This is a genomic window from Ulvibacter sp. 2210JD10-4 (assembly GCF_058148525.1).
Genome location: NZ_JBYVJZ010000003.1, coordinates 12,852 through 35,693 on the forward strand (window position 1 = coordinate 12,852; position 22,842 = coordinate 35,693).

The window sequence follows — 22,842 nt, forward strand, 5'->3', positions numbered from 1 at the left end:
AGTGTTAATTAGAGCAAAAGTAAGTTGTTAAAACTTATAAACAAAAGCAAATCTATTAAATTTTTTGTAAACACAAAGGGAATAATATAGAAATAAAACGTATTAGGGATGAATTATTTTCAGTTTTGCCCCAACTTTTTTAAATGCTGCTATTGCTTTGTTTAAATGTTCTTTTGTGTGAGCAGCAGATAATTGTACCCTAATTCTCGCTTTTCCCTTTGGTACTACGGGATAAAAGAATCCTATCACATAGATTCCTTCTTTTAAGAGCATATCTGCCATATTTTGAGAAAGTTGCGCGTCATATAGCATTACAGGAACAATAGCCGAATCCCCGTCAATAATGTCAAAACCGGCTTCTTTTAACCCGTTTTTAAAATATGAAGTGTTCTTCTCCAATTGATCTCTTAATGTAGTGTCATTGGAAAGCATATCAAAAACTTTAATGGATGCCCCGACAATAGCCGGTGCCAACGAATTTGAAAATAAATAAGGCCGTGAACGTTGCCTTAAAATCTCAATTATTTCCTTTTTCCCTGTAGTATAGCCTCCCATTGCACCTCCCAATGCTTTTCCTAAGGTTCCCGTGATGATGTCAATTCTCCCCATTACATTCTTTTCTTCTAGCGTTCCACGGCCGGTTTCTCCAATAAATCCTGTGGCATGGCACTCGTCTATCATCACTAAAGCATCATATTTTTCTGCAAGGTCACAGATTTTGTCTAAAGGTGCGACCAATCCGTCCATAGAGAAAACACCATCTGTAACTATAATTTTAAATCGGGCACCATTTTCATTCGCGGTGATCAATTGCCTTTCCAGGTCTTCCATATTACTATTTTCATAACGATAGCGCGCAGCTTTACACAACCTAACCCCGTCAATTATGGAAGCGTGATTTAATGAGTCTGAAATAATGGCATCTCCCGGGCCTAATAAAGGTTCAAAAACCCCTCCATTGGCATCAAAGGCAGCGGCGTATAAAATGGTATCTTCGGTTTGATAATAGTCGGCAATTTTTTGCTCAAGTTCTTTGTGAATATCTTGTGTTCCACAGATAAAACGTACAGAAGACATCCCAAAACCATGAGTGTCCATAGTATCTTTAGCTGCTTGTATAACTTCTTTATTAGAGGAAAGCCCTAAGTAGTTATTTGCACAAAAATTAATCACTTCTTCTCCAGTAGAAATTTTGATTACAGCGTCCTGTGGAGAAGTAATTATGCGCTCTTTTTTATAAAGACCCTGGTCTTTTATGTCTTGTAGTTCTTTTTGAAGATGTTCTTTTATTTTTCCGTACATGGTAAGTCAATTTTTGAGACTTCAAATTTATACTTTATTTATCATTATTTCTTTTTCGGAAACATAAACCAGTATTTTTTCTAAAATACTAAAATTCATTTCCTCTAATGCCGTGGCATAACTGTTAATCTGGCTATTGTGTGAAGATCTTGGAGCTCCGGTTTTGTAATCTATAATACTAACCGAATTATCTGTGTGAAAATTTAAGCGGTCCGGACGTAAAAGTTCTCCCTTACTTGTGATAATCTCACGTTCGTTCTCTACTGTTTCTTTACTGTTTTTAAATAAATGGTGTAATTCAGGATGCATTACAATAGTGTGTACAGTCTTTCGTAATAATTCCAATTCGTTGACAGAAATAGCTGCATGGTCCTCCATTTCATCAAAAACAGAATTTACATCGTCTTCATTTTTAATAAGTGCCATGGTATTGTGTAATAAATTACCTATGGCGATTGCCTCTTCGGCTTCAGTGCCCCATAAAAGGGCATCCGTAGATACAATTTTTAGATGATGCTCTCGCGGAAAACTTGCTATATAACTTGGGGCCATTTGATTTACGGTTTCTTTTTTTTCATTTTTGAATGATCTTTCAGAAGTGCCAAATTCGGCAATCAATGTAGTCTCATTCCATTTCCCGATACTTTTCAGAAACGTTCCAAATAATTGATTAAAGTTGTTAGGTGCACCGTTTGCTATTTCTTTTGGCATATAGGCAAAAACATATAATTGCTCAATAGCACGTGTGAGTGTTACATATAACAAATTAATAGTATCCAACTCCAGAGTATTTCTACGTTCCTGATACATCATTGCTCCAATTTCTCCATACGCTGCCACTTTATTGTTGTAATTGATAAGAACCTCATCAAAACCACTTGTTTCATGCTCCAATGGATACCAGGCTTTCGCATTTCTTTCACCATAAATCTCTACATCTGCATAAGGGAAAAGCACCACTGGAAATTCTAGCCCTTTGGATTTATGTATGGTCATTAATTGTACAGCATTTGCATTTTCACTGGCGAGAATAGCTGCATTTTCTTTTTTTGTTTCCCAGTAGCTTAAAAAGGACAATTTTCCGGCTTGAGGCTGTTGCTGAAATTCAAACACCAGATCCATAAATCCAAACAAATAGCCATCCGGGTTTCGGTTTAGTTGAAATTGCTTGACGATATACTCACAGCTTTCATACAATGAAATAGATTGCAGTTCACTAAAACTGAAATCGATATAGAAGTCCTTTAGTTTTTTTTCAAATGCTTCGGAAGAGCTATTTAAAAAATAACTGAAAAATGTGTGTTTTGCTTCTTTAATCTGAAAATGATCATATAAAAAGCTTAAAAGGTTAATTTTTGCAGCTTCATTTTCAGGATATAACTGAAGAGTCATTGTATCAATAATACACTGCACGGCTTGCGAATATTGAAGTAATAATGTTTCCGAAGAAATAATTGGAAGGCCCTGTTCCATGAGATATGCCCCTAATAAGATTCCTTCTTTCTTTGTTCGTGTTAAAATACAAATGTCTTTTTCTTTAAATCCGGATTGCAGGACGCGCAAAATAGTTTCATGTACCCCAGAGGCATAAAGTTTGTGCGCTTCGACTTTATTTTCAGGATCTATAAATTCAAATTTAATATAACCACCCTCTTTTTTGGTACTGTGTTGCCGGTTTCCAATTTCATATAGGTTTTTATGTGCTTTATTTCCAAAATGTGTCGCCACAAAACTGAAAAAAGCATTGTTGAATTCAATAATATTTTTGCAACTACGGTAATTGGTTTCTAAATTCAATACTTTTTTTTCTGTGATAGAAAAAGGGCTTCTTGTTTCATATAAACCCATGAATTGTTCCGGAAGCCCACCTCTCCATCGATATATAGATTGTTTGGCGTCACCTACCAACAGAAGGCTGCCTTGCTCGCCGTCTACAGTTTGTTGAGCCAATGCGTTATCGATCAACGGAATTAAATTTTGCCACTGTAGCAGTGAAGTATCTTGAAATTCATCAATAAAAAAGTGACGGTATTTTTCGCCTAAACGCTCATAGATAAATGGGGCGGGTTGGTTTTTAATTTCATTATTGATAAGTGCATTAAACTCTGAAATGGGCAACAATCTTCGTTCTTCCTTTATTTTTCCCAATTCTTGATTTACAAGATTTATTACAGAAAGAGGCGTGATGTTTTTAAGTATAGAATTTATAAGTAATACTTGATGTATTTGTTGTTTTGTTGTTTCAAAATTTGTAATAAATACAGGTGTTAACTCATCAATAACAGAAGCAATTCCTATGTCTACACGCTTAGGATATAATGGCTTTTCTCCCATAGTTTCCTGCCACTTAGCCTTAAAATTTATGTTGAAATTTTCTAAGGTCAGGTTTTGAAAATGCTTAGGCAGATATGAACCGCTAAAGTCATCAAATTGCAAACCACTTTCATCAATTAATTGCAATGTTTCTGAAGCTGTTTTTTTAACCGAGGCTACACTGTCCTTTTTCTTAGCAATGAGCTTTGCTTTAAAATCTGAAAAATCTTTTAACGTTTTATCTTTTAGTTTTGCAACATGAGGGGCATCATTTTCATTTAGTAATATTTGGGCAGCCTGTGTAATATCTCTAGCAATATCCCAGGATTTATCATCGTCTGTTTTCTCTATGGCAAATTCCAGCAATAGTTTTGTAATTTCTGCATCTTCGCCGGCTTTATTGATGAGTTGATCTACCGCTTCTGCTATTAATTGAGGTACATCAAGGCTCACCTCAAAGTTCTGAGGTAATTTTAAATCTCTAGCAAAAGTGCGAATAAGTTGATGATTAAACCTGTCGATAGTCTCTATATTGAAACTGGCATAATGGTGCAATAAATGTTTCAGTATTTTCTGAGACTGAAGGTGAAGCTCTTCAATTGTAAGATTGGTTTCTTCGGCAATTTGAGAAAACATTTCACCGGGAGTCAAAATAGTTTTGGGAGAAGAAAATGAAACCAGATTGTCTATAATGCGTTGCTTCATTTCGGCAACTGCTTTATTGGTAAAAGTAATGGCCAGCAAATATTTATAATACCCCTCTTTTTTAGTTTGTAGTATTAATTTAAGATATTCTTTTACAAGCGTAAATGTTTTACCGCTTCCGGCAGATGCATTGTAAATAGTAAATACGTTTGTTTTTTGCAAAAGACTTTTTTACTAAGATATTAAAAGCGCAACTATTAAGAATGTTTTATAAAGATAATCTATTGCCGTATAGAAATCTTATAAAACTTATAACAGTTTTTGATCGTATTAATACGTATTTTTGAAGTAATTATAATAATGCAATAACCAGAAAATTTTAAAAATTATGTCTTTTGAATTACCACAATTACCATACGCTCATGATGCATTGGAGCCACATATTGATACCAGAACAATGGAAATCCATCATGGAAAACACCATCAGGGCTATACTAACAATTTAAATAATGCTGTATCTGGTTCTGATATGGAAGGAAAGTCTATTGAAAATATTCTAATGAACTTAGATATGAATAACAAAGCCGTTAGAAATAATGGTGGTGGTTATTATAACCATAGTTTATTTTGGAAGGTTATGTCACCTAATGGAGGCGGAGAACCTTCAGGAGAGCTGGCTGAAGCCATTAATAGTGCTTTTGGAAATTTTGATGCATTTAAAGAAGAATTTTCTACTGCTGCAAAAACACAATTTGGTTCTGGATGGGCCTGGCTTTGTGTTCATAAAGGCGGTAAAGTAGAGGTTTGTTCCACACCAAACCAGGATAATCCGTTAATGCCGGGTGTTACTTGTGAAGGTACACCAATATTGGGATTGGATGTTTGGGAACATGCCTATTATTTAAATTACCAAAATCGTAGGCCGGATTATGTAAATGCCTTTTTTAATGTTATAAACTGGGATGAAGTATCGGCTCGTTACCAAAAGAATAAATAACATCTAAACAATATAATGTAAACAGAAGACCCCTTCGCCTAATCAGGCGAAGGGGTCTTCTGTTTTAAAAAAGAGGTATTTTCATAATAACGCATAAAAAAAGGTAAACAAGTGTTTACCTTTTTTTGCCCCAAATCTACCATGAACTTAACCTACTTATGCTATGGTATGGATCAAATATATGTTATAAATTATAGGATAAAATAAACTTTTAGACCAATAACTGTTTTTTTCGTTAAAAAGCAAGTATTTTATTAGAAATGCCTATTAAATTGATAGGATAGTAAATAATTCCTAAAATTCTTTTGATTTTTTAGTAAGTAACTCAAGCATACTACTATAAATAAAAAAAAGGTAAACAAGTGTTTACCTTTTTTGCCCCAAATCTTACCATGAACTTAACCTACTTATGCTATGGTATGGATCAAATATAAGTCAAATTTATAAACCGACTACAGACTTTTCCTACTTTTGGATAAAGTGATTTTTTATCCCGATTAAATGCACTTTTTAGCCACTTTATGGTTATAATTTAACCCTTTAATAAGCCCTTTCCGGATTACCTTCGTAAAAATTTATATACGCTTTATTGACTACGCGGTTTCCTCCCGGAGTTGGATATTCACCGGTGAAGTACCAATCTCCTAAATTTTTAGGACAGGCTTTGTGAAGATCTGCAACCGATTGAAAAATTAATTTAACCTTAGCCTTAACAGTGGTGTCGCTGATGATTTCAGCAATTTTATCTGAGATTTCTTCATCTGTAAAAGGAGCATACAATTCCTTAACATGATTAATCACTTCATTGTCTTTAAGCTTTTGCTGCTCTTTACATTTATGATATATTTCTTCAACAATTGCATAAGTTCCTCGGTCTTTATGCAATGCTAGCGCAGCATTGAAAGCCACCAAATGTTCTAAACGAGCCATATCAATCCCGTAGCAATCCGGGTATCTAATCTGTGGTGCAGATGAAACCACAACTATTTGTTTGGGATTCAGGCGATCAAGCATTTTTAATATACTCTTTTTTAAGGTCGTTCCACGAACAATACTATCATCAATGATCACCAGATTATCACTGGGCCTTACAACTCCGTAGGTTACATCATAAACGTGTGCTACCAGATCGTCACGACTACTATCGTCCGTTATAAATGTGCGAAGCTTCACGTCCTTGATTGCAATTTTCTCGGTACGTATCTTAAGCGCTTGAATTTTCTCTAATTTGGCATTGGTTAAATTACCCTCTTCTTTTAAGATGGCCTCATTCTTTTGTTTATTAAGTTCGTTTTGTGCAGCGTCCAACATTCCGTAAAAGGAAGTTTCTGCTGTATTAGGAATGAATGAAAAGACGGTATTTTCTGTATCATATTCAATTTCTTCTAAAACTTTTGGCATGACCAAGCGACCTAACTCTTTACGTTCCTGATATATTTTGGCATCACTTCCACGTGAGAAATAAATACGTTCAAAAGAGCAAGATTTGCGCTCCAAAGGTTCTAATATTTGGGAAGCTGAAAAACTTCCGTCTTTTTTTATAATTATAGCCTGACCCGGCTCTATTTCACTTACTTCTTCAAAAGGGACATTAAACACCGTTTGTATGGCAGGTCTTTCTGAAGCAATAACGACCACTTCATCATCTTTATAATAGTAAGCAGGCCTTATACCGGCAGGGTCACGTAATACAAAAGAATCACCATGTCCAAGTAAACCGGCCATTACATAACCACCATCCCAAAGTTTGGCTGATTTACGTAAAATCTTAGCTACATCTAAATTTTGAGCAATATAAGGTGATGCTTCGATTTTGGTCATTCCTTTTGATTTGGCCTTTTTGTATAATTTACGTACTGCGTCATCCAGAAAGTGACCAATTTTTTCCATCACAGTAACAGTATCTGCTTTTTCTTTTGGATGCATTCCCAATTTAATGAGATTATCGAAAAGCTCTGTTGTATTGGTCATATTGAAGTTCCCTGCTATAATTAGATTACGGTGCATCCAATTATTCTGACGCAAAAAAGGATGTACGTTTTCTACACTATTAATTCCAAAGGTTCCATAACGTACATGTCCTAAAAGCAATTCTCCAATGTATGGAATGTTCTTTTTTTGAGCGGTAACATCGTTTTTATATTCGGGGTGTGTTTCAAATTCAAGATTAATTCTTTCATTGATCTGAGCAAAGATATCCTGTATAGGTTGAGCTGCATTTGATCGCACCCTGCTAATATAACGCTCCCCTGGGCTTACATCTAATTTAATGCTTGCAAAACCTGCACCATCCTGCCCGCGATTGTGCTGCTTTTCCATCATTAAATACATCTTGTTGACACCATAGAAAGCCGTTCCATACTTTTCTTTGTAATACTCCAGGGGTTTGAGTAATCGTACTACTGCAATTCCACATTCGTGTTTTAAAGCGTCACTCATTTTTTCTATAAATTATTATTTAAAGCTACAAAAAAAGCCCTGAATTTTCAGGGCGTGTCTTTATGTTAGTTCAATATCAAATTGTGTTAGATTCTTAAATTGCTGTAAGCGCCGATGCATCTCTTTTTTTGAAAGTTCAAGCAATCGTTCCGTTCCAAATTTTTCAACTGTGAATGATGCTAAAGCAGCGCCATATATAATTGCGTTTTTCATATTTTCGTAACTGTAATCTCCGGTCATTGCCAGATAACCACAAAATCCACCGGCAAATGTATCTCCTGCTCCTGTTGGGTCGAATACTTCTTCCAATGGAAGAGCAGGGGCGTAAAAAATATCATCATTGTGAAACAATAGTGCACCATGCTCTCCTTTTTTGATAACTACATAATCAGGACCCATTGTCATGATTTTTTGAGCAGCAACAACTAAAGAATATTCGCCGGTTAATTGACGGGCTTCTTCATCGTTGATAGTAATAACATCTACTTTAGCTACAACCTGCATTAGTTCATCTAAAGTATTATTCATCCAAAAATTCATAGTATCCAATACGATTAATTTACTATTCTTCATTTGATCAATAACACTTAATTGAACTAATGGATGTAAATTCCCCAACATCACAACTTCGGCATCTTGATATACTGAAGGTACTTTTGGGTTAAAATCTGCTAATACATTTAATTCGGTTGCAAGTGTGTCCCGCGAATTCATATCGTTATGGTATTTTCCGCTCCAGAAAAAGGTCTTTCCGTTTTCTACAATTTCCAACCCATCGATATTCATTCCCTTATCTGCGAGCATCTTGATATATTCTTCCGGGAAATCACCCCCCACAATAGAAACTATAACACCATCTACATTAAATTTAGCAGCAGCTAAGCCAATATATGTGGCGGCACCGCCTAGAATTTTTTCTGTCTTTCCGAAAGGCGTTTCAATTGCATCAAAAGCAACGGTACCAACAATAACAAGCTTACTCATAAGAGGGTTTTAAATGAAGGTGCAAAGATACGTTTTTGTATAGATAAATACTAACACCTGCTTTTCGATTATTTTCTGCTGAAATCTCCTTAAATTTTCTATCTGATCTTAATATCCGGTTCGTTTTTTTTCTGTTTCAAAAAAAGCTAAATTGCAAACCATAACCATAAATCCTTCTACAGTATTAGCGTTCTTTTTTAAAGGGCCTGAGTGAAACGGTTATTTGTATGTTATTTTTCGAAAAAAGAGCAAATGAATTCAAATAAAATATAGTAATTTCAAGCACTCTTTAAAGGCTTATTTATGAGAAATTTATGTCTTACAATTGTTACGTTTTTAATAATTCAGATAGGGTATTCCCAAGAAGGAATGTCATTCCGGGAAAATAATAAGCTATATCTCCGGGGAAATTCCATTCTTATAGGTAATAATATTCTAAGCGATCATGCATCAAAACCTTTGAATGATGTAAGCATTCCTAATGATGCTACTAAAATGAAATATATTGATGTTGATAATGACAAAAGGACCTTCAGTTCGAGTCAGGCAACAATAAATATTCCAAATGATGACTCTAAAATAGCCTATGCTGCTCTATATTGGAGTGCACTTTACCCATATGAGTCCGGAGTATTGAGAAAATCCGGAGATAAAATGGTACACAGAGGACAAGGGAGCAGAGATCCGCATGTAGATCTGGTTTTATTTAAAGCGCCCAATGATGAGTATAAAATGATAAAGGGAGAAATAATATTTGATAGTTTTGAAAAGGGGCTCTTTTCAGGGAGTTCTCCCTATGTATGTTATGCAGATGTAACCAAGCAATTACAAAAACTGTCAAGTTTTAGTGGCACATATACGGTAGCAGACATTAGGGCAACAGAAGGAAATATCTCTGGGGGTAGTTCGGCCGGGTGGCTCTTATATATTGTTTACGAAAACCAATTAGAGACTCCAAAATACTTCACGACCTATAATGGACTTGTTGAGGTAAATAAAGAGGCAGTAGAAATAACGTTTAGAGATTTTAAAACGAAAGAAACGGGTGATATAAATACAACGATAGCTATAGGATCGCTTGAGGGAGATAGAAAGTTAAAAACAGATCAATGTGCTATTTATAATTCTAAAACAGACAGTTATGAAAATCTTAGCAACCCTTTAAGGGACTCTAAAAATTTCTTTAATAGCTCGATCACTACATATTCTGAAATATTTAATGATAGAAATCCAAATAATATTAATACACTCGGTTTTGATCTCTTAAAAATTGAAGTTCCAAATTCCGAGAACCAAATAATAGATAGTAATACCACTCAAGCCACACTGAAGTTTCAAACAAAAGCAGATCGTTTCTTTTTATTTTTTGCCGCCTTTGAAACCGAAATAAACAATGCTTTTTATAGGGAAAAAAGAGGCCTGGAACCGTTAAACGAAATAGTGGAGAGTGCGCCCGCAGTCACAGAGGTAATAGACACAGATGCTAAGGAAGTTCCAGTCATAGATGCTGCAATTTCAACAATTAATAAAACTCCTAAAGTAGCAGAAGAGAAACCTACAGCAAAAGAAGAAATTAAAAAAGAAGAAGAGATAAAAGTAGAAGAGAAGCCCATAGCAAAAGAAGAAGAACCCATAATAAAAGAAAAACCTGAAGTAATTATCGCAAAGCCCATTCAAGATGATCTGGTAATTAAAGAAGAAAAAGCAGTAGTTAGCCTGGAAGAAACAGATTTAAATTTTAACAGTGCTTTAATAGAAGAGGTTGAAAGCAAAGAATCTATCTCAATCCCTTCCTTAACAAGAGGATACTATCTCATTACCAATGTATTTTCTATAGAAGACAATGCAAAAAAATGGGCTCAGTTTTTAAAAGAAAGAGGATATACACCTTTAGCTTATATAAATCCGGAAAATAATTGGCACTATGTTTACATATTTCATAGTGCAGATCCGTCTTTTGTATATCTTAAAAAGAAAAAATTAAAAGAAAAGGAATATTTTAAAAAAATCTGGATTGCTAAAATAAATATCTAGAAAAAACCCTGAGTACTACTTAAGTTAAGCTATTTCCTTCCAAAGTCTGCAGGGATTTCACCCCAAGCCTTGGTCTCCCATTTCACTATTTTGGTTGTATAACTATTATTTTTTAACCAGACTTCAGCTCGCGCAATTAATTCGAAGAGCTTTTTGTTTTTAGAAGTTTGTTTTAATTTAGTATTGCACTTTTTCTTTTTAACCCAGCCCATCGCAATACGCGAATCTGTGTAAATAAGTCTATCACTATTTTGTTGTTGTAAAAAAGCCAGGCCATGGACAATTGCTAAAAATTCACCAACATTATTTGTGCCCTGTAAAAAGGGGCCTTGATGAAATAATTGTTTGTGTGTTTGGGTATCTACACCTCTATATTCCATTTTCCCTGGGTTACCGCTAGAGGCAGCATCTACAGAGATAGAATATAAATTAGGATCACCGATCTTGGCAAGTTCTTCTTTGGTGAGCACTTTCTTTTTAGTGTTTTTACCTTTATAATCTATATACTCTTTGTTGTAAGCAACTTTAGCTTCAGCAAAAGAGGAAAAGGACTTGTATTGAGCTCCTTTTACCCCGGCAATGGACCGCTTGCATTCTTCCCAAGAGGTAAAGATACCTGCAGGATTGCCATACCAAACTACATAAAACTTTTCCTTTTTAGTCATTCTTATTGTCTGAGTATCTTGATTTCTTTTCTGAAAGCAAAAGGCCTTCTACTACTTTAGGGAAGTATTTATACTCCAGCTCGTGTATTCTTTCAGCAACGGTTTCCGGAGTGTCACTTTCTGAAACCTTCATACTTTTCTGAAAAATAATGGCCCCTTCATCATAATTTTCGTTTACATAATGTATAGTGATACCGGTTTCAGACTCTTTATTTGCAATTACGGCTTCATGTACATAATGGCCGTACATTCCTTTTCCTCCATATTTTGGAAGGAGTGCGGGATGCAAGTTGATCACTTTATTTGGAAACTCTTTCAAGATAATTTCAGGGAACTTCAAAAGAAATCCTGCAAGTACAATAAGGTCAGGTTTTACCTTCTTCAAAATTTTTAAGACACCGTTTTCAACATCTAGTTCTTTTCTTTCAAAATGTAATGATTTGATTTTTAGTTTTTTAGAACGTTTCAAAACTTTGGCATCCTTCTTGTTTGTGAGCACAAGGACAACCTCAGCAAAGTCTACTTGCTGAAAGTATTGAATTAAGTTTTGAGTATTGGTACCGCTACCCGAAGCAAAAATAACAATGCGCTTCTTCATTAGAGTTTCTTTGGGAGTTTAGAAGTTATCATATAAATAAATAACAAAAGTACGGCAATAGAGTTTTACTTCGCCCAAAATTGTTTAATTTGCTACCACATTTTACAGTTAAAATGGTGTTTTAAATTAAAATATTTTATTTTTGCCACTTATAATTAAATTTAAAAAACTAGAATTATGTCAGACATTGCATCAAGAGTTAAAGCGATTATCGTAGACAAATTAGGTGTTGACGAAAACGAAGTTGTTAACGAAGCTAGCTTCACAAATGACTTAGGCGCCGACTCTCTGGACACGGTAGAGCTTATTATGGAATTTGAAAAAGAATTTGATATTCAAATTCCGGACGATCAAGCTGAGAACATTGCTACAGTAGGTCAAGCAATTTCCTATATAGAAGAAGCTAAATAAACTACTTCTTTATGGAATTAAAGCGAGTTGTAGTTACAGGCCTTGGAGCACTTACCCCAATTGGTAACAATATTGAAGAATATTGGGACGGTTTAAAAAATGGGAGAAGTGGCTGTGCGCCTATTACTTATTTTGATACAGAAAAGTTCAAAACTAAATTCGCTTGTGAAGTTAAAAATTACAATCCAGAGGATCATTTTGACAGGAAAGAAGCTCGAAAGCTGGATCGCTTTGCTCAATATGCATTAGTTTCAAGTGATGAAGCAATAAAAGACGCAGGTTTTAACCTTGATGAGGTGGATAAGTTTCGCGTTGGTGTTATTTGGGGAGCCGGTATTGGAGGCTTAAAGACTTTTCAGGATGAAGTAATAAATTTTGCACAAGGGGATGGAACACCTCGTTTCAACCCCTTCTTCATTCCCAAAATGATTGCAGACATAGCCCCCGGGAATATCTCGATCAAACATGGGTTTATGGGGCCTAACTATACTACAGTTTCCGCATGTGCTTCTTCGGCGAATGCAATGATCGACGCATTAAACTATATTCGTTTAGGGCATTGTGATATTATTGTGACCGGAGGAAGTGAAGCTGCAGTAACTCCTGCCGGAATGGGAGGTTTTAATGCCATGCATGCCCTTTCTACCAGAAATGAAAGTCCAGAAACGGCATCAAGGCCTTTTGATGCTACACGAGATGGTTTTGTTTTAGGTGAAGGAGCCGGGGCATTGATATTAGAGGAATATGAACATGCAAAAAAGCGCGGTGCAAAAATATATGCTGAAGTAACCGGAGGCGGAATGTCAAGTGATGCTTATCATATGACAGCTCCACATCCCGACGGGATTGGTGTAGAGCGAGTAATGCTTAACTGTTTAAACGATGCAGGAATTAAACCCGAAGAGGTGGATGCCATTAATACCCATGGGACTTCAACACCATTAGGAGATGTAGCTGAACTTATAGCTATTTCTAAAGTATTTGGAGAACATACTAAAAGCATTAACATCAATTCTACCAAGTCTATGACAGGACATTTGCTGGGAGCTGCAGGGGCTATTGAAGCCATAGCTTCAATTTTGGCAATGAAAAATAGTCTGGTACCTCCAACAATTAATCATACAACTGTTGATGAAGAAATTGACCCTTCATTAAACCTTACTTTAAATAAGGCGCAACAAAGAGATATTAAAGTGGTTATGAGTAATACCTTTGGGTTTGGTGGCCACAACGCTTGCGTACTCTTTAAAAGAATTGATGCCTAAAAATGTAAATGACTTCAATTAAGAACATATTTAATTCTCGTGCTGAAAAGCACGGGGATTTTTTTTATGCAATTAAAAAGATCTTAGGCTTTAAACCAAAAGATATTTCAATATATGAAGAAGCATTCACGCATCGTTCTACCAATGAAAAAAATAGTGAAGGCCATTCCCAAAATTATGAACGGATGGAATTTTTGGGAGATGCAATGCTTAGTGCAGTTATTGCATCCCATTTATTTAAGAAAGTTCCTGGAGGAAATGAAGGATATCTAACAAAAATGCGCTCTAAAGTAGTAAGTAGAGAGCATCTTAATGAATTGGGAAGAGACCTAAACCTTATTAAGTTTGTAAAAACGACCATCCCAACACAACAGTTTGGAGGGAATATTCACGGAAATGTTTTTGAAGCATTAATAGGTGCCATTTATTTGGATAGAGGGTATAGATATTGTGAAAAATTTATCTATAAAAGGGTAATTCGGCCGTATGTAGATATACAGAAACTGGAAGGAAAAGTTATAAGCTATAAGAGTCTTTTTATTGAGTGGTGCCAAAAGAATAAAAAGCAATTTAAATTTGCAGTTTATGAAGATACGGGCCAAGATACTCTAAAACATTTTGCTATAAAACTTCAATTAGAAAACATCACTGTTGCCAAAGCGAGAGCCACGTCAAAAAAGAAAGCTGAAGAACGGGCTGCAAAAAGAGCCTATTTTAAACTTCAGAAAAAAATAGATGGCGAAAGAGAGTAATCTTTTTTAAATTACGAAAAGGAAAACCTACATTTATGGTTAAAATCAAAGATGGCACATCACAAATTAGTATTGGATGATGATATTAAGGAAACATATTCCTTAGTTGCCATACATTGTAGTGAAGAAGCCTATAAAATGGCATTTTTACTTAATAAACAGCTTGGGCTACATTTACAAAGGAAAGAAGTAGATTTAGCATATTCCAATGATGGATTAGAAATTACTTTTTCTTTATTTGAATATGAAAACGCAATGCAATACACTACCTATAATTTGGTAGCAAATAAATGTAATTCATTAATTGCAAATATGCAGAGTTCCACTGGTTTGTTTAGCCATGATGTATCGGAAACAGTGATAACCTATCTACTTCCGGAATATAAGAAAGTAGATTTTTTTCTGAAAATATTTTCAGATTTCGAATTAATCCCGCTTCGGAAACTTGTTTCAGATATAAACGAAATAAAACAAGTTATTTCAGCATATAGTGTAGACCCCGAAACCGTAAAATCTAAAAGCAATCTAATTTTCGACTAATGCCAAAAGAGAAAAAAACCAAAATTGTAGCTACATTAGGTCCTTCCTCATCTACAAGAGAAGTAATTAAAGAAATGATCTTGGAGGGCGTTAATGTTTTTCGGATTAACTTTTCACATGCAGATTATAACAAAGTAAAAAAGACCATTACCACTATAAGAGAGCTTGGAATAGAATTAGGGACTTCAACAGCAATATTGGGAGATTTGCAAGGGCCAAAATTACGTGTGGGAATTATGGGAGAAGAGGTAATAGTAGAACCTGGCGACGAAATATTTTTTTGCACTGGAGATGAGTTTGAAGGTACACGTGAAAAAGTTTATATGAACTATGATAACTTTCCTAAAGATGTAAATCCGGGAGAGCAGGTTTTATTAGACGATGGAAAGCTCATTTTTGAAATACTCGAAACTAATAATACCAATAAGGTAAGAGCAAGAGTACTTCAGGGAGGGCCTTTGCAATCCAAAAAGGGAGTAAACCTTCCAAATACAAAGTTATCCTTGCCGGCTTTAACGGCAAAAGATAAACAAGATGCCATTTTTGCTGTAGAACAAGAAGTAGATTGGATTGCTTTGTCGTTTGTTAAAAATGCTGAAGATCTTAAAGAACTACAGGCACTTATTGAAGCACACAGCGAATATAAAATACCTATTATCGCAAAAATTGAAAAGCCGGAAGCTGTTGCAAATATTGATAAGATCATTGCATACTGTGATGGCTTGATGGTTGCTCGAGGTGACTTGGGAGTTGAAGTACCGGCAGAAGAGGTCCCGCTCATTCAAAAGGAATTGGTCCTTACGGCAAAACGAGCAAGAATACCGGTAATCATTGCTACACAAATGATGGAAACAATGATCACTTCTTTAACTCCTACACGTGCAGAAGTAAATGATGTCGCAAATTCAGTGATGGATGGAGCAGATGCTGTTATGCTTAGTGGTGAAACGTCTATCGGGAAATTTCCAATAGATGTAATTAAAACCATGTCGAAAATAGTGCAAAGCGTTGAAAATTCTTCTTTAATTACTGTACCGCAGGAGCCTCCACATGTTCGTACCAACCGCTATATTACAAAATCGATCTGTTATCATGCAGCTATTATGGCCAATGAGATCGAAGCACAGGCGATCTGCACCTTAACCAATAGCGGATATACAGCTTTTCAAATCTCTGCCTGGCGTCCTTCGGCACATATTTTAGTGTATACTTCTAATCAAAGGATACTTTCACGTTTAAATTTATTGTGGGGAGTTAAGGCTTTTTTCTATGATAAATTTGTAAGTACAGACGAAACGGTTGAAGACATAAATAGAATCGCCTTTGAACGTGGATTTGTGTCCAAAGGCGACTATTTAATTAATTTGGCAGCAATGCCTATTGCAGACAAAGGAATGGTAAATACCTTACGTATTTCACAAGTGAAATAGGTTATTCCACAACCTCTGTCTTTTCTATTTTCATAAAATCTCCTTCTTGTGTGATGCTTACCGTGCTGCCAATTTTTTTAGCTTTATAAGTATATTCAATCTTTTGTAGCTCATCATTTGTGCGGTCTATATGTAGTTCACTTATCCACACATTTTTTTTAGGCATTTTGTCCTTAATAACTTGTTTGTCTTTCCCCTTTGGATTTGGAAAAGAAAACTCTTTAGGGAAATCAAACAATCGCTGTGCTACAAAAAAGCCTTCATGCCATAGTGTAGTGGGAATCATAATGGTTTCTGTATTAGAAGGCTTACTTGCCGTGCCTCCGGTAGCTTCGAAGTAGCTCACTTTTGGAAATAGTTTTTGAAGTTCTTCGGCATAAGCTTTTGCAGATATGTCCTGTTCCGGTGGGAAAAATTTGGAAAGATAACCGTTAAAAGCAAATCCCTTTTTATGGTTGAACTCTACTTCATCCATTCCACCTTTAATTCCTCCAACAGTCATTGTGGGCTTTTCTTCAGTAGAGATCACTCTTAATTTTGTTCCGTAAGGCATCACAGCTAGTTTTTCACTATTTAAATTATTGAATTCTCTAAGACTTAAACCACTGTGTGCGGTTACGTACAAATATTCCTGTGAAGGTTCTTCGGTAGAAGTATCAGCAATAGCAAGGTTGTTAACTGTTGTATCAGTTTGAAGGTCTTTAGTTTCGTTTTTACACGAAACAAATAAAGTTACTAAAGCAACTGTAAGGATGGAAAAAACTACTTTTTTCATAACGTAAAGGTTTTAGTTAATAATCAATTCAAGTAGTTTTTATAGCATTAGAAATCGAATTTAAGTTGTACGTCTATTGTTTTTTCAGGAGGAGGTTTCACCTTTTTTTTATCCTCATTATTAAGGTTAGACAAAGAGATTCCCAACAAACGTACCGAATCCTTCATTTTTTCCTGAAATAACAAATCTTTAACAGTTTCCATAATAAGTGCCTTACTGGCAACATATAACGGTAATGTCTTACTTCTAGTTTGTAACGTAAAATCACTGTATTTAATTTTTAAAGTAATGGTTTTTCCCGCAACTTTACTTTTGGATAGCCGGCGCTCCACTTCATCTGCAATATCTTCGAGGCGCTCTATCATATATAGTTCTGAAGAGATATTTTCACTAAAAGTACGCTCTGCAGCTAATGATTTTCGGGTATGTTGAGATTTTACTTGACTGTAGTGCATTCCCCTGGAAACATTATAATAATAACTTCCGCTTTTGCCAAAATGTGTTTCTAAAAACTCTAATGATCTGGCTTTAAGGTCTTTTCCGGTAAAAATCCCTAAGCGATATAGCTTTTCTTTTGTTACTTTTCCCACCCCATAGAACTTTTTTACATCTAATTCCTCTAAAAATTGGATCACTTCTTCCGGAGGAATTGTTTTTTGCCCATTGGGCTTATTTATATCACTAGCTACTTTTGCGATAAATTTATTAATAGAGATACCGGCCGAAGCATTCAACCCGGTCTTTTCTTTTATTTTGTGTCGTATTTCTTGTGCAATAAGGGTAGCACTTGGGTTTCCTTTTTTATTTTGAGTAACATCCAGATACGCTTCATCAAGGGATAATGGCTCCACCAGATCTGTATACTCAAAAAAGATCTCGCGTATTTTTTTTGAAACTTCATGATAGCGATCAAAATGAGATTTTACAAAAATAAGGTCCGGACAAAGCTTTTTTGCCAGGACGCTGCTCATAGCACTTCTTACACCAAATTTTCGTGCTTCATAGCTTGCCGCACTTACCACACCTCTTTTAGAACTCCCACCCACAGCAATTGGCTTTCCACGTAAATCCGGATTGTCCAGCTGTTCTACACTGGCATAAAAAGCGTCCATATCTACGTGAATTATTTTTCGGATGGGTAATTGGATCTCCATCCCATAAAATTATAATATCTTAGTTACAATTCTAACAGATATGAATTTAAATCAGGTTACGGTACCATCAATAGATGTCGAAAAGGCAGTACAATTTTATAAAATGTTAGGATTAGAATTAATTGTAATGACACATTCCGGATATGCAAGGTTTGAATGCCCTACAGGGGATGCCACTTTTTCAATCCATCATGTAGATACTTTGCCAAATGGAAATGGGGCATATGTATATTTTGAAGTGGAAAATGTTTCACAAAAAGTAAAAGAACTCACAGATAAAGGTGTTCATTTTGAAGAAATGCCTTCGATGAAATCCTGGCTTTGGGAAGAAGCCAGATTGAAGGACCCTGACGGAAATCAAATCATAATTTTTCATGCCGGGGATAAAAGAAAAAATCCTCCCTGGAGAATTAAAGATTAAAATAAGTGCTTGAAATAGAAAGAAAATTTTTAGTTACCTCCGAAGAGTATCAATCGGAAGCTTTTAAAATATCACGAATCGTTCAGGGGTTTCTAAATACCCATCCTGAAAGAACTGTTCGTGTGCGAATAAAAGGAGAGCAAGGATTCTTAACTATAAAAGGAAAATCTAATAAGGCCGGAACTATTCGTACCGAATGGGAAAAAGAGATTTCTGTTGCCGATGCCGAAATACTTCTGAAATTATGTGAAAAAAGCGTGATTGAAAAAAATAGATATGAGGTAAAAGTAGAAATCCATACTTTTGAAGTAGACGAATTTTTAGGGGATAATGCAGGCTTGACTATTGCAGAAGTGGAACTCTCTTCAGAAAATGAAACTTACAAAAAACCAGCCTGGCTTGGTAAAGAAGTGACCGGGCAGGTCAAATATTATAATTCACAATTGAGCAAACAACCTTATAAAACCTGGAGCATATGAAAACTAAAAACAGCTTTTTTTCACTTCTTTTATTGATCGTAGTTATAAGTTGTAAAAACGAACACAAATCTCACGAGGATCATAGTCATGATCAAATGAAAGTTGAAAATGATTCAGAAGCTAAAAAAGAATCTATTTCTCAACTTAAAAAGAAACTTACAGAAGAAGGGTTTAAAATATTTGACTATGTAGATGAAAAAACCGGAGATACTTTTGTGATGCAACAATATTTCATTGCTTTTTTAAAACGAGGCCCTAACCGTTCCCAGTCTAAAATCGAAACCGATAGTCTTCAGGAACTGCATATGGCACATCTTGGTCGAATGTACGAAGAGGGATATGCAGATATTTCAGGGCCTTTTGGAGATGATGGTGATATCCGGGGAATAACTATTTATAATGTCCCAACATTACAAATAGCAGATAGTCTTGCCAATATTGACCCTATGGTGCAAGCAGGCCGTTTGGAGATTGAAATTCACCCTTGGTGGGCCGCTAAAGGCTTTGCGTTAAGATAATAGGGTAATTATTTTCCCAATAGTTTCTTTATCTGAAGTAGCTACAACTCCTTCTTCAAAAAATGAGGGATCGTGCATAGAAATAGTCGGTTTTTGAAGTAATATTTGTCTTTTCTTCGTTGCTGAAAGATGTACACTGGCAAAACCTGTTTCTTTAAAAGTTAGTACATTCTCTTTGTTAATTCCACTTCCAGGCATGATTTCAAGTTGTCCTTTGGAAAGGGCTTTCAATTTTTTTAACAATTCGATTCCATCAATTGCTTTAGATTGTTGCCCCGAGCTTAGTAAACGTGCTACCCCTAAATGTATGAGTGAGCTAACTTCCTGCAAGGGGTTGTTACACCAATCAAAAGCACGATGAAAGGTAAATTCCATTTCTTCCGAAGCATCAACTAAATATTTTGTAGTTTCAATATCGATGGTATTTTTCAAAGTCAAAGCACCACTTACAACTCCCGAACAACCTATCTTTTTACAAAAAGCAATATCTTTTAGCATCACATCGATCTCTGCTTCAGAATACGTAAAATTTCCACTTCGGGGCCTTATCAAGACATGAACAGGAATGTTTAACTCAGTGATCACTTTTTCGATCATACCGTGACTGGGGGTTAATCCCCCTACTGAGAGTTCGGTACATAGTTCTATTCGGTCAGCGCCACTATCTTGGGCAACTTCAGCACTTTTAAAACTGTTGGCACATATTTCTACTATCATTCAGCTTTTTTAAACCCCTAAAATAGACATTTTAAAGAGACACTTTACTAATCTCAACTTGCTGTTTCAACTCATTCCCCTCCTGGTCTGTAGCTGTTAAAATATAGGTCCCCGGCTTTGGAGCCAATGCCAATTCATGAAAGGTCTCGGTTGTTCCAATATATTCCGAATCTAAATACCAGTATACTGTGGTTTCTGGTGTTCGGTGTGCAAGTTTGAAAACCACTTCATTTATATTTTCATCAAAATCCTTTGGCAATAGAATTGTTTCATTTTTCTTAGGAAAAATAAAATCCATCTTTCGTTCCCCCTCTTTAAGGCAACCATTGGCAAAGGCAGGTAACGTTTTATATTCGGGATGTAGTGGGGCATAATAATATTCCAGAAAAGGGGGCAGTACAAACCAGCTTTTTTGTTTCATATTTGCCAAAGGGTAACAACTGGAATTTACTTGCAGAGTTTCAGTAGAATTCAAAAAAACCTTTTGATGATAAGGGCAGGAATTACTTCTTACCCCTTCTTTTGGAATCCACTCTAAGTTTGTCTTTTCACAAAAAACACTTGCCAGATGACCACTGTTTTGACATATTTCAGTTTCAATTAACTCATCATATGGAGCAGCAAACCATTCATTTTTAGGCAGTACATCCAATACATCAAAAAGAACAGGGGCAGCAGCCTGAACACCTGTCAATCCCGGACGCCCTTCACCATCGGCATTACCAACCCAAACACCAATAGCATATTTGGTGGTTACACCTACGGCCCAGGCATCCTTAAAACCAAAACTCGTTCCGGTTTTCCAGGCAATGGGTTGTGAATTACTAAAAAAACTCCAGTTTACTTCCCCTTCCGGCCGATTCACTTTTTGAAGTGAATTAAGCGTGTGATAAATAGCCCCGGCGTTAAATATTGGTGCATTGGCTTGTTTTTTTCCGAAGTCAACATATGTGTTTTTTAAATAAACAGGATTTACAAATTCGTGGCTTTGATATTCACTTGAAGAACGATTAAAATAATTTAAAGTGGAAGCCATCCCTGCATAAGCGTTGGTAATATCCCAAAGAGAACTTTCAGCACCTCCCAGAATAAGTGACAACCCGTAATAATCTGCCGGATGATCAATTCCTCTAAAGTTTAATTCTTCTAATCTTTTATGAAACCGTTGTAAGCCATATTTTCGTAGCATTCTCACAGCAGGAACATTTAATGACCGGGATAATGCGACACTGGCAGAAATTGCTCCGTTGAATTTCTTATCAAAGTTTTCCGGGCTATATCCGTTAACTGTAGTAGGGACATCAGCCACTAATGTATTGGGGAGCAACTCACCACTGTCTAGCATTGAAGCATATAAAAAAGGTTTTAGAACACTTCCGGTACTTCTGGATTTATCAATGATGTCTACATAATTGTTATTCTCATTTGTTGTAGGAGCGTTGCCCACATATGCCAATACTTCACGGGTATTGACATCTAAAATAAGAACAGCAAGATTATTTATTTGATTTTGAGCTAATTTGTAATGATGCTCTCCTGTAATTCGATTTATTTTCTGTTGAAGAGAATAATCCACTGTAGACTGTATTCGTTTTCCACGATGTTCTTTTCGGACCTTTTCTGTTAAATGTGGTGCAATTTCCGGAAGTGCAAATGGTTTGCCGGGAAGCTTTTCGTCCAAAGCCAATTGGTATGTAGTTTGGTCAATGATTTCTTTCTGAAACAATTTTAACAACAAACGGTCACGCTTTTCTTTTAAAATGGCTTCATTTTTCCCCGGAAATATTAATGAAGGGGCATTAGGCAATACTGCAAGAGCGGCTGATTGTCCCCAGCTTAAATCTTCAGAAGGAATCCCAAAGTATCGCCATGAAGCAGTTTCAAGGCCTACTACATTTCCACCAAATGGAGCATAAGATGCATACAGGTTTAGTATCTCTTTTTTTGAATATGTTGCTTCTAAACGTGTAGCCTGAAAAATTTCAACCAACTTTTCTACATAGCTTCGTTGTTTGTTTTTTCTGGAAAGACGAATTACCTGCTGGGTAAGTGTACTGCCTCCACGGCGTTTATTTGTTGTAAGGTTTTGCCAAAGGGCTTTACCGATTGAAACCGGATTAAACCCCGGATGCCTGTAAAAGTATTCGTCTTCAAACAATAGAATGGACTGTTCAAACCGCATTGGGACCGAATCCATTTTTGGGAAACGCCATTGACCGTCATCTGCTATACGGGCACCTAACATAAACCCTTCGCGACTTTCTACTACAGTAGCTGTAGGAGCGTCAAATAATGGTGAGGGAAGAGAAAATAGCCATAGAACAAATACCAAAGAAAACAAAATTAGCTTAACCTTGTGCTTCCTGATTTTGGAAATGATATGTTGCCTGCTATTATTCAAAA

The 22,842-nt window shown here is 35.8% G+C and carries 20 protein-coding genes; 10 read left to right on the forward strand and 10 right to left on the reverse strand.

The window, feature by feature from the left end:
• Positions 1-102: 102 nt before the first annotated feature.
• A complete protein-coding gene (gene kbl, locus ACY2RT_RS08150; RefSeq protein ID WP_490155415.1) occupies positions 103-1,302 on the reverse strand; it encodes a glycine C-acetyltransferase in 1,200 nt (399 codons plus the stop codon).
• Between the two features lie 27 nt (positions 1,303-1,329).
• Complete coding sequence (locus ACY2RT_RS08155) at positions 1,330-4,482, reverse strand: UvrD-helicase domain-containing protein (protein WP_490155416.1); 3,153 nt, start codon at positions 4,480-4,482, stop codon at positions 1,330-1,332.
• A 166-nt stretch (positions 4,483-4,648) separates the two neighbouring features.
• On the opposite strand from ACY2RT_RS08155, the gene ACY2RT_RS08160 reads away from it, so the two are divergent.
• Positions 4,649-5,257: a superoxide dismutase gene (locus ACY2RT_RS08160; protein ID WP_490155417.1), complete on the forward strand. Its 609-nt coding sequence runs from the start codon at positions 4,649-4,651 to the stop codon at positions 5,255-5,257.
• A 540-nt stretch (positions 5,258-5,797) separates the two neighbouring features.
• Here the strand turns inward: ACY2RT_RS08160 and ACY2RT_RS08165 are convergent.
• The gene (locus tag ACY2RT_RS08165; protein WP_490155418.1) at positions 5,798-7,696 is read right to left on the reverse strand and encodes an amidophosphoribosyltransferase; all 1,899 of its coding nucleotides are present in this window, start codon (positions 7,694-7,696) and stop codon (positions 5,798-5,800) included.
• Positions 7,697-7,756: 60 nt separating this feature from the next.
• A complete protein-coding gene (locus ACY2RT_RS08170; RefSeq protein ID WP_490155419.1) occupies positions 7,757-8,680 on the reverse strand; it encodes a PfkB family carbohydrate kinase in 924 nt (307 codons plus the stop codon).
• A 303-nt stretch (positions 8,681-8,983) separates the two neighbouring features.
• Here ACY2RT_RS08170 and ACY2RT_RS08175 point away from each other — a divergent pair, with 303 nt between their 5' ends.
• Positions 8,984-10,714, forward strand: a complete 1,731-nt coding sequence (locus ACY2RT_RS08175; RefSeq protein WP_490155420.1) for a hypothetical protein — start codon at positions 8,984-8,986, stop codon at positions 10,712-10,714.
• A gap of 29 nt (positions 10,715-10,743) precedes the next feature.
• Here ACY2RT_RS08175 and ACY2RT_RS08180 read toward each other — a convergent pair whose 3' ends face one another.
• Together ACY2RT_RS08180 and purN are read right to left on the reverse strand one after the other, a co-directional pair.
• Entirely contained in the window at positions 10,744-11,379 is a 636-nt protein-coding gene (locus ACY2RT_RS08180; RefSeq protein ID WP_490155421.1) for a ribonuclease H1 domain-containing protein, read from the reverse strand.
• Positions 11,372-11,977, reverse strand: a complete 606-nt coding sequence (gene purN / locus ACY2RT_RS08185) for a phosphoribosylglycinamide formyltransferase (RefSeq protein WP_490155422.1) — start codon at positions 11,975-11,977, stop codon at positions 11,372-11,374. The genes ACY2RT_RS08180 and purN overlap by 8 nt, the downstream gene beginning before the upstream one ends.
• A gap of 177 nt (positions 11,978-12,154) precedes the next feature.
• On the opposite strand from purN, the gene ACY2RT_RS08190 reads away from it, so the two are divergent.
• Genes ACY2RT_RS08190 through pyk form a run of 5 tightly spaced genes read left to right on the forward strand, consistent with a single transcriptional unit; the run spans position 12,155 to position 16,375 of the window.
• A complete protein-coding gene (locus ACY2RT_RS08190) occupies positions 12,155-12,388 on the forward strand; it encodes an acyl carrier protein (protein WP_034259990.1) in 234 nt (77 codons plus the stop codon).
• Positions 12,389-12,399: 11 nt separating this feature from the next.
• Positions 12,400-13,653 (forward strand): beta-ketoacyl-ACP synthase II, encoded by a 1,254-nt coding sequence (gene fabF, locus ACY2RT_RS08195; protein WP_490155423.1) that lies wholly within the window; start codon positions 12,400-12,402, stop codon positions 13,651-13,653.
• Between the two features lie 8 nt (positions 13,654-13,661).
• A complete protein-coding gene (rnc, locus tag ACY2RT_RS08200; RefSeq protein WP_490155424.1) occupies positions 13,662-14,405 on the forward strand; it encodes a ribonuclease III in 744 nt (247 codons plus the stop codon).
• Between the two features lie 51 nt (positions 14,406-14,456).
• Positions 14,457-14,945, forward strand: coding sequence for an IPExxxVDY family protein (locus ACY2RT_RS08205; protein ID WP_490155425.1), 489 nt, complete (start codon positions 14,457-14,459; stop codon positions 14,943-14,945).
• Positions 14,945-16,375 (forward strand): pyruvate kinase, encoded by a 1,431-nt coding sequence (gene pyk, locus ACY2RT_RS08210; protein WP_490155426.1) that lies wholly within the window; start codon positions 14,945-14,947, stop codon positions 16,373-16,375. Before ACY2RT_RS08205 ends, pyk begins: the two co-directional genes overlap by 1 nt.
• Before the next feature lies 1 nt (position 16,376).
• On the opposite strand, the gene ACY2RT_RS08215 is transcribed toward pyk, so the two are convergent.
• Both ACY2RT_RS08215 and dinB read right to left on the reverse strand, forming a co-directional pair.
• Positions 16,377-17,150, reverse strand: coding sequence for an SH3 domain-containing protein (locus ACY2RT_RS08215; protein WP_490155427.1), 774 nt, complete (start codon positions 17,148-17,150; stop codon positions 16,377-16,379).
• Positions 17,151-17,197: 47 nt separating this feature from the next.
• Entirely contained in the window at positions 17,198-18,304 is a 1,107-nt protein-coding gene (gene dinB, locus ACY2RT_RS08220) for a DNA polymerase IV (RefSeq protein ID WP_490155428.1), read from the reverse strand.
• Positions 18,305-18,344: 40 nt separating this feature from the next.
• Here dinB and ACY2RT_RS08225 point away from each other — a divergent pair, with 40 nt between their 5' ends.
• The 3 genes from ACY2RT_RS08225 to ACY2RT_RS08235 are packed head-to-tail and all read left to right on the forward strand — an operon-like array spanning position 18,345 to position 19,722.
• Positions 18,345-18,725 carry a VOC family protein gene (locus ACY2RT_RS08225; RefSeq protein WP_490155429.1) on the forward strand — a complete coding sequence of 127 codons (381 nt, stop codon included), beginning with the start codon at positions 18,345-18,347 and terminating at the stop codon, positions 18,723-18,725.
• Positions 18,726-18,730: 5 nt separating this feature from the next.
• Positions 18,731-19,204 carry a CYTH domain-containing protein gene (locus tag ACY2RT_RS08230; RefSeq protein ID WP_490155430.1) on the forward strand — a complete coding sequence of 158 codons (474 nt, stop codon included), beginning with the start codon at positions 18,731-18,733 and terminating at the stop codon, positions 19,202-19,204.
• Complete coding sequence (locus tag ACY2RT_RS08235) at positions 19,201-19,722, forward strand: YciI family protein (protein WP_490155431.1); 522 nt, start codon at positions 19,201-19,203, stop codon at positions 19,720-19,722. Before ACY2RT_RS08230 ends, ACY2RT_RS08235 begins: the two co-directional genes overlap by 4 nt.
• Here the strand turns inward: ACY2RT_RS08235 and ACY2RT_RS08240 are convergent.
• The gene (locus ACY2RT_RS08240; RefSeq protein WP_490155432.1) at positions 19,714-20,439 is read right to left on the reverse strand and encodes a copper homeostasis protein CutC; all 726 of its coding nucleotides are present in this window, start codon (positions 20,437-20,439) and stop codon (positions 19,714-19,716) included. The two genes, ACY2RT_RS08235 and ACY2RT_RS08240, sit on opposite strands and share 9 nt — an antisense overlap.
• Positions 20,440-20,470: 31 nt before the next feature.
• Positions 20,471-22,780, reverse strand: coding sequence for a penicillin-binding protein 1C (gene pbpC, locus ACY2RT_RS08245; protein ID WP_490155433.1), 2,310 nt, complete (start codon positions 22,778-22,780; stop codon positions 20,471-20,473).
• Positions 22,781-22,842 lie beyond the last annotated feature (62 nt).

Excerpts from the sequence above, each read along its gene's own strand:
- rnc (WP_490155424.1), top strand. The coding sequence starts at position 13,662 with ATGACTTCAATTAAGAACATATTTAATTCTCGTGCTGAAAAGCACGGG.
- pyk (WP_490155426.1), top strand. The coding sequence starts at position 14,945 with ATGCCAAAAGAGAAAAAAACCAAAATTGTAGCTACATTAGGTCCTTCC.
- ACY2RT_RS08215 (WP_490155427.1), bottom strand. The coding sequence starts at position 17,150 with ATGAAAAAAGTAGTTTTTTCCATCCTTACAGTTGCTTTAGTAACTTTA.
- ACY2RT_RS08170 (WP_490155419.1), bottom strand. The coding sequence starts at position 8,680 with ATGAGTAAGCTTGTTATTGTTGGTACCGTTGCTTTTGATGCAATTGAA.
- ACY2RT_RS08205 (WP_490155425.1), top strand. The coding sequence starts at position 14,457 with ATGGCACATCACAAATTAGTATTGGATGATGATATTAAGGAAACATAT.
- ACY2RT_RS08235 (WP_490155431.1), top strand. The coding sequence starts at position 19,201 with ATGAAAACTAAAAACAGCTTTTTTTCACTTCTTTTATTGATCGTAGTT.
- ACY2RT_RS08165 (WP_490155418.1), bottom strand. The coding sequence starts at position 7,696 with ATGAGTGACGCTTTAAAACACGAATGTGGAATTGCAGTAGTACGATTA.
- dinB (WP_490155428.1), bottom strand. The coding sequence starts at position 18,304 with ATGGAGATCCAATTACCCATCCGAAAAATAATTCACGTAGATATGGAC.
- fabF (WP_490155423.1), top strand. The coding sequence starts at position 12,400 with ATGGAATTAAAGCGAGTTGTAGTTACAGGCCTTGGAGCACTTACCCCA.
- kbl (WP_490155415.1), bottom strand. The coding sequence starts at position 1,302 with ATGTACGGAAAAATAAAAGAACATCTTCAAAAAGAACTACAAGACATA.
- ACY2RT_RS08160 (WP_490155417.1), top strand. The coding sequence starts at position 4,649 with ATGTCTTTTGAATTACCACAATTACCATACGCTCATGATGCATTGGAG.
- purN (WP_490155422.1), bottom strand. The coding sequence starts at position 11,977 with ATGAAGAAGCGCATTGTTATTTTTGCTTCGGGTAGCGGTACCAATACT.
- ACY2RT_RS08225 (WP_490155429.1), top strand. The coding sequence starts at position 18,345 with ATGAATTTAAATCAGGTTACGGTACCATCAATAGATGTCGAAAAGGCA.
- ACY2RT_RS08190 (WP_034259990.1), top strand. The coding sequence starts at position 12,155 with ATGTCAGACATTGCATCAAGAGTTAAAGCGATTATCGTAGACAAATTA.
- ACY2RT_RS08180 (WP_490155421.1), bottom strand. The coding sequence starts at position 11,379 with ATGACTAAAAAGGAAAAGTTTTATGTAGTTTGGTATGGCAATCCTGCA.
- ACY2RT_RS08175 (WP_490155420.1), top strand. The coding sequence starts at position 8,984 with ATGAGAAATTTATGTCTTACAATTGTTACGTTTTTAATAATTCAGATA.
- ACY2RT_RS08240 (WP_490155432.1), bottom strand. The coding sequence starts at position 20,439 with ATGATAGTAGAAATATGTGCCAACAGTTTTAAAAGTGCTGAAGTTGCC.